Genomic DNA, 14,738 nt, shown 5'->3' on the forward strand with positions numbered 1-14,738 from the left:
CTAGTTCACCTTCTCGCGCGCCAGCCGTTCGAGAACCTGCTTCAGCTCGCGCTCGCGGGCCGCCTGCGCCTCGACCCAATCGCGGATCATCTGCTGCTCGGCGCGCATGTGCTGCACGAGCCCCTGGATGCCCTCGGCGAGGTTGGTCATGGCCTGGGTCGCACCCCGGCCCCCGGCGCCCTCGGCGATGACGCCGCTCAAACGGTCCACCGCCGCCTGCAGCTCGCGGGCGACGGTTGGATCGTATTCCGGCGCGGGGCGGGCGGCGATGGCCGTGGGGGCGACCGCCTGCTCCTCGCCGGAGACAAGCCAGTCCTCCAACTCGTTGTGGAAGCGCGAATGGGCCTGCCCCGCCTGAAGGTCGAGGAAGCCGACGATCAGCGAGGAGGCGAGGCCGAACAGCGAGGCCGAGAAGGCGAGGCCGATGCCGGAGAGGGGCACCGCGAGCCCGCTCTTGAGTTCGTCGAACATCACGGCCGCATCGCCGCCGCCGCGCATGCCGCCGATCACCGAGCCCACCGCCGAGAGCGTCTCGATCAGGCCCCAGAAGGTGCCGAGCAGGCCGAGCAGGATCAGGATGCCGGCGATGTAGCGCAGGATCTCCCGGCCTTCGTCCAGCCGCACGGCGGTGGTGTCGAGATGCGCGCGGGTGCTCGACAGCGTCAGGCCCTCGCGCCGGGCCGCGATGGCGGGCAGCAGGGGGGCGAGCAGGGCCGGCCGGTCCTTCGGGTTCTGCCCGGCGGCGACCGCATTGACGTAGCGGACCTCGCGAAACAGCCGCGTCACCTGCCCGAAGGCGAGGAGCACCGCGATCAGCAGCACGCCGAGGATGAGCCCGTTCAGACCGGGGTTGGCGAGGAAGGCCGGGGTGATCTGCTTGTAGAGGACGAAGGCGAGGAAGCCTGCGAGCGCCAGGAACACCAGCATCCGCACCAGCGTCATGCCGGGCCGGGCGAGGGGGGGCGTGTCGAGGGACGCGGAACGGGCCGCCATCGGGTCCATACTCGTGTTGGGCCTGACGCCGGGACCGGCGGCACCGCTGCGACAAAACCGGCGGCACTCTGGCGGCTCGGCCTGCCGCGATCAAGTCACAGTGCGGCAGCGTCCGACGAGCGCCGAGGCGGCCTCAATCCCATTCGCGCGGCCAAGTCTCTTCCAGATGCGGCCCGAGCCGGACCGCCCAGACGCGCCGGGCCAGTCCCGTCGCGTCGTCGGTCTCGACCGCGATGCCGCACAGGGTGCCCTCGCCGGTGGCCGCCTCGAGCCGCGAGCCCGGCGTCTTCTGCAGGAAGCGGCGCACCGGTTCGTCCTTCTGCATCCCGAGGATCGAATCGTAGTCGCCGCACATCCCGGCATCCGAGAGGTAGGCGGTGCCGTGGGGCAGGATGCGGTGGTCGCCGGTCGGCGCATGGGTATGGGTGCCGACGACGAGGCTGGCGCGGCCGTCGAGGAAATGCGCCATGGCCTGCTTCTCGCTGGTGGCCTCGGCATGCATGTCGACGATGACGGCATCGGCCGCCGCGCCGAGCGGGCAGGCGTCGAGTTCCCGGTCGGCGGCGGTGAAGGGATCGTCGAGGGGGTCGAGATAGATGCGGCCCATCACGTTGACCACGAGCACGCGGGCGCCGCGGGCCGTCTCGATCACCGTCGCACCCCGGCCCGGCGTGCCGGGCGGGTAGTTCGCCGGCCGGATCAGCCGCGGCTGGCGAGCAATGAAGACGAGCGCCTCGCGCTGGTCGAAGGAGTGGTTGCCGAGCGTCACCGCGTCGGCGCCGGCCTGAAGGATCTCGTCGCAGATCGACTCGGTGATGCCGAAGCCGCCGGCCGCGTTCTCGCCGTTGATCACCACGCAGTCGAGGCGCCAGCGCTCACGCAGGCCGGGGAGCCGCTCGGTGACGGCGTGGCGGCCGGGGCGCCCGACGATGTCGCCGAGGAAGAGGATACGCATCGTGAGAAGATCTAGCTTTGCCGGAGCGGCACGGGTCCGGTCTCGGTCACGAGATGGTCGAGGGGGCGGTCGTGCGGCTCCGCCGGGACGCGCTCGATCTCCTGCACGGAGAAGGCGATGCCGACCGTCAGCACGGGGCCGTTCTTCGAGAGCCGCTCGATCGCCTGATCGTAGTAGCCGGCGCCGTAGCCGATGCGCTGGCCCGCGCGGTCGAAGGCGGCGAGCGGCACGATCAGGGCGCTGGGGTCGAGCGGGGGCAGGTCGTCGTGCGGCTCGCTGAGGCCGAAGCCGCCGGTCACCAGCGCCTCGCCCGCGCGCCATTCGCGGAAGACGAGGCCCTGCTTGGTGACCTTCGGTAATGCGACACGCTGGCCGCGGGCGAAAAAGCGCTCGATCAGCGGGCGCGGGTCGATCTCGGAGCGGATCGGCCAGAAGGCGCCGACCAGCGGCGCTTCCGCCAACTCGGGAAGCCCGGCGATGATCTCGGCGGCGCGCAGTGAGCCGGCGGCGCGGGCCTCGGGCGAGAGCGCGTCGCGACGCTTGAGCGCCTCGGCGCGGAGACTCGCCTTGAGCGAGCGTTCGGGGGAAGAGTGCGGAGCCACTTGAGCCGTTGGAGTGTCGATCCCGGGAAACCTACAGAGTAGGTGGGCGCCGTGTTGGCCAAGTCCACGGACGAGGCCAGTGACAGCTCCCTAGGGAGTCGATAAGGCCCCGGGGAAAGTTCTCCTGACGAACTCTGCAGCCCCGCCCGCCAGAGATAGACGCGCCGGGGCTCGGGCGCCAGGGGGCGAACGCGTCGCGCCCCAGAAATTCGAAGCCGGCGCGCTGATTCCCCGGCGGCCCCCTGCTTCGCGCCGGCCTCGATCAGCCGCCGCGCTCGGCCTCGCCCTTGCCGCCGGAAGACCCGACAGGCTGCCCCGACAGGGCGCGGGCGAGGCGGTCGATGCGCTCGGCGGCGATGCCGACGCCGCCGGCGAGCCGCGCCTGTTCGGCGGCGCCGTGGGCCGCGTTCCGCTCCAGCTCGGCGATACGGCGGCGGGCCTCGTGCAGCTCGTCGGCGAGCGTCAGCGAGGCCATGACGTGCAGGCGCATGTCGCCGATCTCGCCGAAGGTGCCGCGCATCTCGGTGACGCGGTCGTCGAAGCTCTTGGCCAGGGCCGCGAGATGGTCCTCCTCGCCGGGGCCGCAGGCCATCCGGTAGCTCTTGCCCGCGATGGTGACGTTGACGTGCGGCATCCGCGTTTGAACCTGACTCGAACTCAGCGCCCGGCGGGGCCGGACAGGACGTCTTCCACGGTCTCGATGGCGCGATCGAGGCGGCGGTTCACCTCGCCGGTGGTGCTCGTCATCCGGGCGAGCCGCGCGCCGGCCGCATCGAGTTCGGCGGCGAGCCGCACACGGTCTTCCTCGAGCAGGGCGAATTCCGTCTCGCGGTCGCCGCGGCTGCGCTCGGCCTCGAGCTTGCGCGCCACCGCCGTCTCGAGCAGCGCCAGCGCCGTGTCGAGCCGGTGCAGCGCCTCTTCCAGGTTGCCGGCCTCCTGCGCCCTCGTCTGCCCCGCCTTCGAATCTGCTCGCGCCATATCCACCTGTCGTCTGCCACCTCGGAGAGTCGCCACGGAACGCGCCCCGCGCCGTCGCGGCCAGGAAGCAAAGGGCGGACGGCGGAAGGACTTTCGCGGTACTCCGAACCCTCGCTCCGAACAGGTTTCAGCCAAGAGCATTCGAAATTCCAGCCAATTCACAGGCCTGCCCACGATCTTTGACAGCCCCGGTCGCCATGTTAGAGAGCCCGCGCCCGGCCCCGATCCCCCGGCGCGGGGCCGCCCTACGGATTCCAGACCCGTGACCCTCCCCGGCTCCCCGCTCAGACCGTCCGCCGATCGGACGGGTGCGGGCCGCGTCACGGTTCATCCCCCGTTCAGTGCCGCCCCGCTTGGAGCGGTCCCGATGTCACCGGGCGCCGCGCGCGCGAGCCGCCGGCCGGCCCGATCCGTTTTCCATCGGCGCGCGGGTGCGCCCCATCACGAAGGAGTCACGCCGTGACCGTCAAGGTTGCCATCAACGGGTTCGGGCGCATCGGCCGCAACGTGCTGCGCGCCATCGTCGAGGCCGGCCGCACCGATATCGAGGTCGTCGCGATCAACGATCTCGGCCCGGTCGAGACCAACGCCCACCTGCTCCGCTACGATTCCGTGCACGGCCGCTTCCCGGCCGAGGTCGCGGTCGAGGGCGACGACATCGTCATCAACGGAAAGCGCATCCGCGTCACCGCCGTGCGCAATCCGGCCGAGCTGCCCCACCGCGATCTGGGCGTCGATATCGCGCTCGAATGCACCGGCATCTTCACCTCGAAGGACAAGGCCAAGGCCCATCTCGATGCGGGCGCCAAGCGCGTCCTCGTCTCGGCGCCCGCCGACGGCGCCGACCTCACGGTGGTCTACGGCGTGAACCACGAGAAGCTCACGGGCGAGCACCTCGTCGTTTCCAACGCCTCCTGCACCACGAATTGCCTCGCGCCGGTCGCCAAGGTGCTCGACGAGACGGTGGGGATCGAGCGCGGCTTCATGACCACGATCCACTCCTACACCAACGACCAGCCCTCGCTGGATCAGATGCACAAGGATCTCTACCGGGCCCGCGCCGCGGCGCTCTCGATGATCCCGACCTCGACCGGTGCGGCCAAGGCCGTCGGCCTCGTCCTGCCGGAGCTGAAGGGCAAGCTCGACGGCACCGCGATCCGCGTGCCGACCCCGAACGTCTCGGCGGTCGATCTCGTCTTCACCGCCAAGCGCCAGACCTCGGTCCAGGAGATCAACGACGCGATCAAGGCGGCGGCTGCCGGCCCGCTCAAAGGCGTGCTCGGCGTGACCGACCGGCCGAACGTGTCGATCGACTTCAACCACGACCCGCACTCGTCCACCTTCCACCTCGACCAGACCAAGGTCATGGACGGCACGTTTGTCCGCATCCTGTCCTGGTACGACAACGAGTGGGGCTTCTCGAACCGCATGGCCGACACCGCCGTGGCCATGGCCAAGCTGATCTGACGCTCTAGCTTCACCTCGGACGGGGCGGCCGGTCTGAGCGCCGGCCGCCCCCGATGCCTTCGAGTGCCCTGAGGCGAGCCTGCCTCGCCCGAAGCCAAGGTGCGTATGCGATGAGTGAGACTTCGCCGACCCGGTCTTCCGGGACCGACTTCATTCCCCCGTCCTCGAGCCCGGCTCCCGCCTCCGCGGCGCCGGCCGCCGTGCCCGCGCAGCCTTCCGTCGGCCGGGCCGAACTGCCCGCCTCCGGCGCGATCAACCACGCCGACCAGCTCGCCCGCATCGAGGACAAGACGGCGCGGATCGAGGACAAGTACGCCCGCTCCGAAGCGCTGCTCTCGCGCGTCGAGGAGAAGGTCGAGTCCTCGTCGGCCCGCATGAACGACGCCGCCCGCCAGGCCGACCTCTCGTCCCTGCGCAGCGAGGTCCGCACCCTTTCCGACCGGGTCGGACGCCTGCCGGGCACCGGTGCCCTGGTGCTGACCGCCATCATCACCGCCGTGCTGACCGTCGCCCTGATGGTCGCCGTGCAGCGGCTGAACCTCGATCGGATGCTGCCGCACAGCCTCAGTGGTCAGGGCCAGACGAACTCCGCCAATCCGACGTCCAATCCCCCCGCCTCCAACCCTTAAGAAGCGACCCGACGCCGCCATGACGGATTTCCGCACCCTCGACGATGCCGGCCCGCTCCAGGGCAAGCGCGTGCTGCTGCGCGTCGATCTCAACGTGCCGATGGAGGGCGGCCGCGTCACCGACGCGACCCGGATCGAGCGCGTGGTGCCGACGATCCGCGAGATCGCGGAGGCGGGCGGGCGCGTGATCCTGCTGGCGCATTTCGGCCGCCCCAAGGGCAAGCCGGAGCCGAAGGATTCGCTGAAGCCGATCCTGCCGACGCTGTCCGAGAAGCTCGGGCGGCCGGTGGCCTTCGGCGAGGATTGTGTCGGCGAGGCCGCCGCCAAGGCGGTCGCGGCGCTCAAGGACGGCGACGTGCTGCTTCTCGAAAACACCCGTTACCACGCGGGCGAGGAGAAGAATGCTCCCGAGTTCGCGCAGGCGCTCGCGGCCAACGGCGACCTCTACGTCAACGAGGCCTTCTCCGCCGCCCACCGGGCGCACGCCTCGACCGAGGGGCTCGCCCGCCTGCTGCCGGCCTATGCCGGCCGGCTGATGCAGGCCGAACTCGATGCCCTGACCAAGGGCCTCGAAGCGCCGGCCCGGCCGGTGATCGCCATCGTCGGCGGCGCCAAGGTCTCGACCAAGATCGACCTCCTCGAAAACCTCGTCGCCAAGGTCGACATGCTGGTGATCGGCGGCGGCATGGCCAACACCTTCCTGCACGCGCAGGGCAAGGATGTCGGCAAGTCGCTGTGCGAGAAGGATCTCGCCGAGACCGCGCAGCGCATCCTGACGGCTGCCAAGGAGAAGAACTGCACCATCATCCTCCCGGCGGACGCGCTCGTCGCTCGCGAGTTCAAGGCCAATGCCGAGAACGAGACGGTGACGGTGGACGCCGTGCCCTCCGACGCGATGATCCTCGATGTCGGCGCGTCCTCGATCGCCACGATCGACGGCGCCATCGACGAGGCGCGCACCCTCGTCTGGAACGGCCCGCTGGGCGCCTTCGAGCTGACCCCGTTCGATACCGGCACGGTGGCGGTGGCTCAGCACGCCGCCCGGCGGACCAGGGCCGGCCAGCTCGTCAGCGTGGCCGGGGGCGGCGACACGGTGGCGGCCCTCAACCATGCCGGCGTCGGCGAGGATTTTTCCTACGTCTCCACGGCCGGCGGCGCCTTCCTCGAATGGCTGGAGGGCAAGGAATTGCCGGGCGTCGAGGCGTTGCGGGCGAAGGCCTGAGGCGCGCATTCGAGCACGCCCCTCCCGCAGGGAGCCGGGCGTGACGTCATCGCTAGTTTTTCACGCCGCGGCCCCGGCTCGCGCCGCGGCAGGACCTATATGGGCGTCAGCACGGGACAGGCCCGGCTGAGGCCGCATCGTACGAGGATCGCACCATGGCACGCATCACCCTTCGGCAGCTTCTCGACCACGCCGCCGAGTACGGCTACGGCGTGCCCGCGTTCAACCTGAACAACATGGAGCAGGGGCTGGCCATCATGGCGGCGGCCGATGCCACCGACTCGCCGGTGATCCTCCAGGCGAGCCGCGGCGCCCGCGCCTACGCCAACGACGTGGTGCTGGCCAAGCTCATCGACGGCCTCGTCGAGATCTACCCGCACATCCCCGTCTGCATGCATCTCGACCACGGCAACAACGAAGCCACCTGCGCCACGGCGATCCAGTACGGCTTCACCTCGGTGATGATGGACGGCTCGCTGAAAGCCGACGGCAAGACCCCGGCCGATTACAACTACAATGTCGAGATCACTCGGAACGTCACCAAGATGGCCCATTGGGCCGGCGTCTCGGTCGAGGGCGAACTCGGCGTGCTGGGCTCGCTGGAGAGCGGCCAGGGCGAGGCCGAGGACGGCCACGGCGCCGAGGGCGTCCTCTCCCACGATCAGCTCCTGACCGACCCGGACGAGGCGGTGAAGTTCGTGGCCGCGACCAAGGTCGATGCGCTGGCCGTCGCCATGGGCACCAGCCACGGCGCCTACAAGTTCACGAGGCAGCCCGACGGCGACGTGCTGGCGATGGGCGTGATCGAGGAGATCCACCGCCGCCTGCCGACGACCCACCTCGTCATGCACGGCTCCTCCTCGGTGCCGCAGGACCTGCAGGACATCATCAACCAGTACGGCGGCCAGATGAAGCCGACCTGGGGTGTGCCGGTCGAGGAGATCCAGCGCGGCATCAAGCACGGCGTGCGCAAGATCAACATCGACACCGACAACCGCATGGCGATGACCGGCCAGATCCGGAAGGTGCTCTCCGAGAGCCCGGCCGAGTTCGACCCGCGCAAGTATCTCAAGCCCGCCATGGAGGCGATGACCAAGCTCTGCAAGCAGCGCTTCGAGGAGTTCGGCACCGCTGGGAACGGCTCGAAGATCCGCCCTATTTCGGTGGCCGACATGGCCAAGCGCTACGCCAGCGGCTCCCTCGACCCGAAGATCGACGCCTGATCCCCGATGCCCGCTTCTGACGCGGCGGCGCCGCGGCCCCGCCTCGCCCTCCTCACACCCTACGGCCTCGGGCCCTCCGAGGCCGAGGCGACCGCTGCGGCGCTCGATGCGGCCTGCGCCGCGGGCGACGTGGCGGCGGTGATCCTGCGGTTGGCGGTCGCCGACGAGCGCAGCCTCGTCACCCTCGTCAAGCGTTTGGCACCGTCGGCGCAGGAACGCGGCGCGGCGGTGCTCGTCTCCGTGCCGGGCTTCACCGGCGACGTCGTCTCCGTTGCCGCCCGCGGCGGAGCCGACGGCGTGCATCTCGACCGTGCCGACGAGGAAACCCTGCGCGATCTGCGCCGGCGCCTGCGCGACGGGCGCATCCTCGGGACGGGCGGCGTGCTCGGCTCGCGGGATGCGGCGATGGTCGCGGGCGAGACCGGCGTCGATTACCTGATGTTCGGCGGGCTCTTCCCCGACGGGGTCGCCCCCGACGCCGAGGAGGTGCGCGAGCGCGCCACGTGGTGGGCCGAGATCTTCGAGACGCCCTGTATCGCGGTCGCGACGGCTGCCGAGGACGTGGCGGCGCTCGCGGGGACGGGCGCCGAGTTCGTCGGGCTCGAAAGCGTCCTGTGGCGCGATGATCCCGAAGGCGTGCGGACCGCGCAGGCGCAGCTCGACAAGGCGCGATGACGTTTTTCGGTAATCGGCATCTGACGACGGCCCTCGAAACCCTCGCCCCGCAAAGGGGGGAGGGGAAGGCGTGTGCCTTCAAAGGAAGGGGCGTTGGCCGAGTCCGTGATCTCTCCCTTGCGGTGCTGAGCGCCTGCGCCATCCTCGCGTTTGATGTCGGGGGGCTGCGCGCCGCGCCGAAACAGCCGACGGCGAAGGAGCCCCCTGCGCCGGCGACGGCGAAACCGAACCCGCTCGATCTGAAGCGCGAGCTGCCCTCGCCCTACTCGGCGAACGCCGAGGGGGCGAGACCGGCGACCGCCAACCCCGACGCGGATGCCGCCTACGGCGCCTATCAGCGCGGCCGCTACGTCACCGCCTTCCGCGAGGCGACCAAGCGCATCGAGGCGAACCCGAAGGACGCCGCGGCGATGACGCTGCTCGGCGAACTCTACAACCAGGGCCTCGGGGTCAAGCAGGATCCCAAGCGCGCCCACGAGTGGTACCGGCTCGCCGCCGCGCAGAACGACGCCAACGCCATGGCCTCCCTCGGCCTGATGGCGATGGACGGGCGCGGGCAGCCCAAGGACGAGAAGGCGGGCCGCGCCTGGCTCGAACAAGCGGCGCGCAAGGGGCAGCCCAGTGCGAGCTACAATCTCGCGCTGATCCAGCTCGCCGGCAGCAAGCCGGAGGATCTCGCCGCCGCCGTCGCCAATTTCCGGACGGCGGCCGAGGCCGAGGTTCCGGCCGCGCAATACGCCCTCGGCGTGCTCTACCTCCAGGGCAAGGGGGTTCCCAGGGACACGACCCAGGCGGCGCAATGGTTCCGCCGCGCCGCCGACAACGGCGATCTCGGGGCCGAGGTCGAGTTCGCGATCCGGCTGTTCAACGGCGACGGCGTGCCCAAGGACGAGGCCCGCGCCGCCCGCTACTTCCTGCACGCGGCCCAGCGCGGCAACGCCATCGCCCAGAACCGGATCGCCAAGCTCTACGTCGCCGGCCGTGGTGTGTCGAAGAACCTCGTCGAGGCGGCGGCCTGGAACCTCGCCGCGGCCTCGCAGGGCCGGGCCGATGCCGGGCTCGATCAGGCGACCGCCGGACTCAACCCTGACGAGCGCCGGCGCGCGGAGGCGCTGGCGGCGGATCGGGCGAACCTGTCGCAATAGCCCAAGACCGTTGTCGCGCGCCCGCTGCGTTTGAAACGGCGAAGCCTTTCAAAGGGCTGGCGCCTCCGGGATGGCTGCGCGAGGATGTGACTGTCACGCTTGTCGGTGCTCCCGTACAACCGCGTGACAGGAGAGCGAATGACGTCCAGCCTTTTCCGCCGCAAGCCCCTGCAACCGGAATCCGGCGGAGAGCGGCGGCTGGCCCGCACGCTCGGCTGGCCGCACCTCGTGGCGCTCGGGGTCGGCGCCATCGTCGGCACCGGCATCCTGACGCTGATCGGCGTCGGGGCGGCCAAGGCCGGGCCGGCGGTGATCCTGTCCTTCGCCATCGCCGGGGTGATCTGCGCCTGCGCGGCGCTGGCCTATGCCGAGATGGCGACGATGATCCCGGTTTCGGGCAGCGCCTACACCTACAGCTACGTGGTGCTCGGCGAAGGGCTGGCCTGGATCATCGGCTGGAGCCTGATCCTCGAATACTCCCTCGTCGTCAGTGCGGTCGCCGTCGGCTGGTCCGGCTACGCGGCGCCGTTGCTGCAGAGCTATCTCGGGGTTCCGAAAGTCCTGATGCAGGGGCCGGATGCCGGCGGCATCGTCAACCTGCCGGCGGTCGCGATCATCGTCGTGGTGGCGGTGCTGCTCCTGCGCGGCACGCGGGAGAGCGCCACGGTCAACGCCGCCCTGGTGCTGGTGAAGATCGCCGCGCTCGCCGTCTTCGTGGCCTTCGCCCTGCCGGCCTTCGACGCCGCTCATCTCGAACCGTTCAACCCCTACGGTTTCGCCAAGAGCGTGGGCGCCGATGGCGTCGAGCGCGGCATCATGGCGGCGGCGGCGATCATCTTCTTCGCCTTCTACGGTTTCGATGCCATCGCCACCGCCGCGGAGGAAACGCGCAATCCCGGCCGCGACCTGATCATCGGCATCGTCGGGTCGATGGCGGCCTGCGTCCTGATCTACGTCGCCGTCGCCGTCGCGGCGGTGGGGGCCGTGTCCTACACCCGGTTCGCCGACAGCCCCGAGCCGCTGGCGCTGATCCTGCGCGAACTCGGCCGGCCGCTGGTGGCGCAGTACCTCGCCGCCTCGGCGGTCATCGCGCTGCCGACCGTCATCCTCGCCTTCTTCTACGGGCAGAGCCGCATCTTCTTCACCATGGCCCGCGACGGGATGCTGCCGCAGAGCCTGGCGAAGCTGTCCTCCGCCGGCACGCCGGTGCGGATCACGCTCTTCACCGCGGCTGTGGTGACCGTGCTCGCCGGGCTCGTCCCGCTGGGAGAACTCGCGGCGCTCGCCAATGCCGGCACGCTCGCGGCGTTCATCGCGGTCGCGGCCTGCATGCTGGTGATGCGCGTGCGCGCGCCCGATGCGCCGCGCGCCTTCCGCGCCCCGGCCCCCTGGCTGATCGGGGCGATCACGATCCTGGGCTGCGGCTACCTGTTCCTCAGCCTGCCCGCGACGACCCAACTCTGGTTCGTGGTCTGGAACGTGTTCGGGCTGGTGCTCTACGCCCTCTACGGGCGGAAGCACGCGGTGGTCGCGGCCGGATAGTCAGGCACGTCCGGCGAGGTCGCGCAGCACCGCCGGGATCAGCTCCGGAAGATCCTCCGAGATCAGCCCCGGGCCGAACCGCAGCCCTGCATCGCCGTGCAGCCAGACCGCGGCGCAAGCTGCCTCGAACGGCGCCAGACCCTGCGCCAGCAACCCGGCGACAAGGCCCCCGAGCACGTCGCCGGAGCCGGCGGTGCCGAGATGCGGCGTGCCGTGATCGTTGATCGCCACGCGCCCGTCGGGGGCGGCGATCACCGTATCAGCCCCCTTGAGCACCACGACCGCCCCGGCGATCTGCGCAGCGCGCGCCGTGCGCTCGGCTTTGCTCAGCCCCTCGGCCACGGCCTCCGTGCCGGAGAACAGCCGCGCGAACTCGCCCTCATGCGGCGTGAGCACGGCCCGCGCCTCGCCGTCGCGGATGTGGCGGGCCAGCGTGCGCACCTCGCTGCGGAAGCTCGTGAGCGCGTCGGCATCGAGCACCAGGGCCCGGCCGACGCTCGCGGCCACCGCGACGAGGTCGCAGGTGGCCGGGCCGGTGCCGAGGCCGGGGCCGAGGAGCAGCGCGTTCAGCCGTTCGTCGGCGAGCAGGTCGTCGAGATCGTCGGCGTTCTCGCAACGATGCAGCATGATCGCGGTGAGATGGGCGGCGTTCTCCGCCAGCGCCGCGGCGGGCGAGGCCACGGTGACGAGGCCCGCCCCAATCCGCAGCGCCCCACGCGCGGCGAGCCGGGCCGCGCCGGTCCGGTGGGCCGGGCCAGACAGGACCAACGCGTGGCCGCGGGTGTATTTGTGGCTCCCCGCGGTGAGTTGCGGCAGCGCCCAGAGCCCGGGCGCGTTGCGGACCATCGCGCGCGCCTCCCCGGCGACGCCGGCGGCGAAGGCGGCCTCGCCGGTGCCGATGTCGGCGACGTGCAGCACGCCGCAATGCGTGCGGCCGGGCTGGAGCAGATGGCCGGGTTTGAGCGTCACAAAGGTCACCGTCTCGGTCGCCTCGACCGCGAGGCCCCGCACCGCGCCGCTGTCGCCGTCGATGCCGCTCGGCACATCGACCGCGAGCACGGGCACGCCGGAGCAGTTCACCGCCTGCACCAGGGCGCGCGCCATGCCCTCGAGGTCGCGGCAGAGGCCGGCGCCGAACAGCGCGTCGATGATGAGGTCGGTGGCCGCGATCTCCGCCTCCGCAGGGCCGACCGGGCCGGTCCAGGCCTCTGCGGCCAGCGCCGCATCGCCTTTCAGCGCGGCGCGCTCGCCGAGCAGGCGCAGATCGACCCGGTAGCCGGCCTCTGCCAGCAGGCGGGCGGCGACGAAGCCGTCGCCGCCATTGTTGCCGGGGCCGCACAGGACGAGCACCCGTCCGCCCTCCGGCGCCAGGGCTCGGGCGCGACCGGCCACTGCGGCGCCCGCCGCCTGCATCAGCGTCAGGCCGGGGGTGCCGGCCGCGATCGCTGCCGCATCGACCCGGCGGATCGCCTCAACGCTGAGCAGCCGTTCGGCGGCCTTCGGGGATTTCACCGGCTCATGCATGCAACTGGCTCAACCTATGCCCGAAAATTCATCGTTTTTAGCGGATTTGCCTACATATTCCGCTTTCTTTGCATACTTCGTACGCAGCTTCCCGGCCCGATCTTCCAAATCGCCGTGGCGGTCGCGCGGCGGCGATGGTACATAATTGGCTGACTGAGGGACCAGACGGATCGGGCTTTTCCGGATGAAGAAGATCGAGGCGATCATCAAGCCGTTCAAGCTCGACGAGGTGAAGGAAGCCCTGCAGGAGGTCGGCCTTCAGGGCATCACCGTGATCGAGGCGAAGGGTTTCGGCCGGCAGAAGGGCCATACCGAACTCTACCGCGGCGCCGAGTATGTCGTGGACTTCCTGCCCAAGGTGAAGCTCGAGATCGTCCTGTCGGACGCCCTGGTCGAGGGCGCCGTGGAGGCGATCCGCAAGTCGGCCCAGACCGGCCGCATCGGCGACGGCAAGATCTTCGTCTCGACGATCGAGGAAGCCATCCGCATCCGTACCGGCGAGACCGGATCCGACGCGATCTGATCCCGATCCTGCCTGCCGCGGACGCCGGGTCCTGGCCCGCTTCGTGAAGGGCCGGCCGCGTCCGCGCTTGCCGTGAGAGCGCCGTAGCCGAGCGACGCCGTGCCCGATCTCGACCGCATCGTCAAAGACATCGCCGAGGAAATGCGGGCGCGGCCCGACCGCGGCGCGGTGGCGAGCTACATCCCCGAACTGGCCCGCGCCGATCCGCAGGCCTTCGGCCTCGTCGTCATCGACGGCGACGGCCGGGTCGCGGCCGGGGGCGACGCTGATATCCCCTTCTCGATCCAGAGCATCTCCAAGGTCTTCACCCTGACCCTGGCGCTCGGCATGGTGGGCGACCGGCTCTGGCGCCGGGTCGGGCGCGAGCCCTCGGGCAGCCCGTTCAACTCGATCGTCCAGTTGGAGCGGGAGAACGGCATCCCGCGCAATCCCTTCATCAATGCGGGCGCCATCGCCGTCACCGACGTGATCCTGTCGGGCCACCAGCCGCGGGAGGCATTGGGCGAGATCCTGCGCTTCATGCAGTTCCTGGCGCAGGACGACAGCATCGCCATCGACGACCGGGTGGCGGCGTCCGAGAAGCGCACCGGCTTCCGCAATGCGGCGCTGGCCAACTACATGCGCTCCTTCGACGTGATCGAGAATCCGGTCGATTACACGCTCGGCGTCTACTTCCATCACTGCGCCATCGCGATGACCTGCCGTCAGCTCGCCACCGCCGGGCTGTTCCTGGCCTATTCGGGGCATCATCCGCTCGCGGGGCACTCGGTGATCTCAGCCGAGCGGGCGCGGCGCATCAACGCCATCATGCTCACCTGCGGCCACTATGACGGCTCGGGCGATTTCGCCTATCGCGTCGGCTTGCCGGGTAAGAGCGGCGTCGGCGGCGGCATTCTGGCCGTCGCGCCGGGGCGTGCCTCGATCTGCGTCTGGTCGCCGGGGCTGGATGCCGCCGGCAATTCCCATCTCGGACGTATCGCCCTGGAGATGCTGGTGAAACGGACCGGTTGGTCGATCTTCGGGGTGTAGGCACCGGCTGCTTCCGAGCCACCGCTCCCTATTGTGCGCCCCTCTCCCCGCTTGCGGGGAGAGGGCTTCATGTCCCCCTGCTGGGGCATGAAGCGAGGCGGCAGCCGAAGGTGAGGGGGCTTGGCAGAAAGTGCCTCTCCCTGAGCCGCCCCCTCACCATCGCCCTGCGGGCTCGCCGCGCCGACGACGGGGTCGTCGCGGCCCTCTCCCCGCGTGCGGGGAGAGGGATAG

At 70.6% G+C, this 14,738-nt stretch carries 16 protein-coding genes and 1 other RNA gene; 9 read left to right on the plus strand and 8 right to left on the minus strand.

Annotated elements, in window-relative coordinates; all coding sequences use genetic code 11:
* The 6 genes from HNR51_RS03635 to HNR51_RS03660 all read right to left on the minus strand — a co-directional run bounded on the left by HNR51_RS03635 (position 1) and on the right by HNR51_RS03660 (position 3,528).
* Positions 1-993: a MotA/TolQ/ExbB proton channel family protein gene (locus tag HNR51_RS03635; protein WP_012454212.1), complete on the minus strand. Its 993-nt coding sequence runs from the start codon at positions 991-993 to the stop codon at positions 1-3.
* A 133-nt stretch (positions 994-1,126) separates the two neighbouring features.
* Positions 1,127-1,948 carry a TIGR00282 family metallophosphoesterase gene (locus HNR51_RS03640; protein WP_182553979.1) on the minus strand — a complete coding sequence of 274 codons (822 nt, stop codon included), beginning with the start codon at positions 1,946-1,948 and terminating at the stop codon, positions 1,127-1,129.
* 11 nt (positions 1,949-1,959) lie between these two features.
* Positions 1,960-2,550: a 5-formyltetrahydrofolate cyclo-ligase gene (locus tag HNR51_RS03645; RefSeq protein WP_182553980.1), complete on the minus strand. Its 591-nt coding sequence runs from the start codon at positions 2,548-2,550 to the stop codon at positions 1,960-1,962.
* Positions 2,540-2,696: non-coding RNA, 6S RNA (ssrS, locus tag HNR51_RS03650), on the minus strand. The genes HNR51_RS03645 and ssrS overlap by 11 nt, the downstream gene beginning before the upstream one ends.
* Positions 2,697-2,812: 116 nt before the next feature.
* On the minus strand, positions 2,813-3,184 hold the full coding sequence (locus tag HNR51_RS03655; RefSeq protein ID WP_152277058.1) for a cell division protein ZapA: 372 nt from the start codon (positions 3,182-3,184) through the stop codon (positions 2,813-2,815).
* A 23-nt stretch (positions 3,185-3,207) separates the two neighbouring features.
* Complete coding sequence (locus HNR51_RS03660) at positions 3,208-3,528, minus strand: DUF4164 family protein (protein ID WP_182553981.1); 321 nt, start codon at positions 3,526-3,528, stop codon at positions 3,208-3,210.
* 459 nt (positions 3,529-3,987) lie between these two features.
* On the opposite strand from HNR51_RS03660, the gene gap reads away from it, so the two are divergent.
* The 7 genes from gap (at position 3,988) to HNR51_RS03695 (ending at position 11,431) form a co-directional block, all read left to right on the plus strand.
* Positions 3,988-4,995: a type I glyceraldehyde-3-phosphate dehydrogenase gene (gap, locus tag HNR51_RS03665; protein WP_012454217.1), complete on the plus strand. Its 1,008-nt coding sequence runs from the start codon at positions 3,988-3,990 to the stop codon at positions 4,993-4,995.
* 110 nt (positions 4,996-5,105) lie between these two features.
* Positions 5,106-5,624 carry a hypothetical protein gene (locus HNR51_RS03670; RefSeq protein ID WP_012454218.1) on the plus strand — a complete coding sequence of 173 codons (519 nt, stop codon included), beginning with the start codon at positions 5,106-5,108 and terminating at the stop codon, positions 5,622-5,624.
* 19 nt (positions 5,625-5,643) lie between these two features.
* Positions 5,644-6,846, plus strand: coding sequence for a phosphoglycerate kinase (locus tag HNR51_RS03675; protein ID WP_182553982.1), 1,203 nt, complete (start codon positions 5,644-5,646; stop codon positions 6,844-6,846).
* Positions 6,847-7,001: 155 nt separating this feature from the next.
* Positions 7,002-8,069, plus strand: coding sequence for a class II fructose-bisphosphate aldolase (fba, locus tag HNR51_RS03680; RefSeq protein WP_012454220.1), 1,068 nt, complete (start codon positions 7,002-7,004; stop codon positions 8,067-8,069).
* 6 nt (positions 8,070-8,075) lie between these two features.
* Positions 8,076-8,744: a thiamine phosphate synthase gene (locus HNR51_RS03685; RefSeq protein WP_182553983.1), complete on the plus strand. Its 669-nt coding sequence runs from the start codon at positions 8,076-8,078 to the stop codon at positions 8,742-8,744.
* Positions 8,741-9,889: a tetratricopeptide repeat protein gene (locus HNR51_RS03690; RefSeq protein ID WP_239681409.1), complete on the plus strand. Its 1,149-nt coding sequence runs from the start codon at positions 8,741-8,743 to the stop codon at positions 9,887-9,889. Before HNR51_RS03685 ends, HNR51_RS03690 begins: the two co-directional genes overlap by 4 nt.
* A gap of 138 nt (positions 9,890-10,027) precedes the next feature.
* Positions 10,028-11,431 (plus strand): amino acid permease, encoded by a 1,404-nt coding sequence (locus HNR51_RS03695; RefSeq protein ID WP_182553985.1) that lies wholly within the window; start codon positions 10,028-10,030, stop codon positions 11,429-11,431.
* Here the strand turns inward: HNR51_RS03695 and HNR51_RS03700 are convergent, their stop codons facing one another.
* A complete protein-coding gene (locus tag HNR51_RS03700; RefSeq protein ID WP_182553986.1) occupies positions 11,432-12,955 on the minus strand; it encodes an NAD(P)H-hydrate dehydratase in 1,524 nt (507 codons plus the stop codon). It lies immediately after the preceding gene.
* A gap of 9 nt (positions 12,956-12,964) precedes the next feature.
* A complete protein-coding gene (locus HNR51_RS03705) occupies positions 12,965-13,162 on the minus strand; it encodes a hypothetical protein (protein WP_182553987.1) in 198 nt (65 codons plus the stop codon).
* On the opposite strand from HNR51_RS03705, the gene HNR51_RS03710 reads away from it, so the two are divergent.
* Positions 13,140-13,478: a P-II family nitrogen regulator gene (locus HNR51_RS03710; protein WP_009866062.1), complete on the plus strand. Its 339-nt coding sequence runs from the start codon at positions 13,140-13,142 to the stop codon at positions 13,476-13,478. The genes HNR51_RS03705 and HNR51_RS03710 overlap by 23 nt on opposite strands.
* 99 nt (positions 13,479-13,577) lie before the next feature.
* Complete coding sequence (locus HNR51_RS03715) at positions 13,578-14,507, plus strand: glutaminase (RefSeq protein WP_182553988.1); 930 nt, start codon at positions 13,578-13,580, stop codon at positions 14,505-14,507.
* Positions 14,508-14,738: the final 231 nt, after the last annotated feature.

The organism is Methylorubrum thiocyanatum (genome assembly GCA_014138645.1).
Lineage (GTDB): Bacteria > Pseudomonadota > Alphaproteobacteria > Rhizobiales > Beijerinckiaceae > Methylobacterium > Methylobacterium thiocyanatum.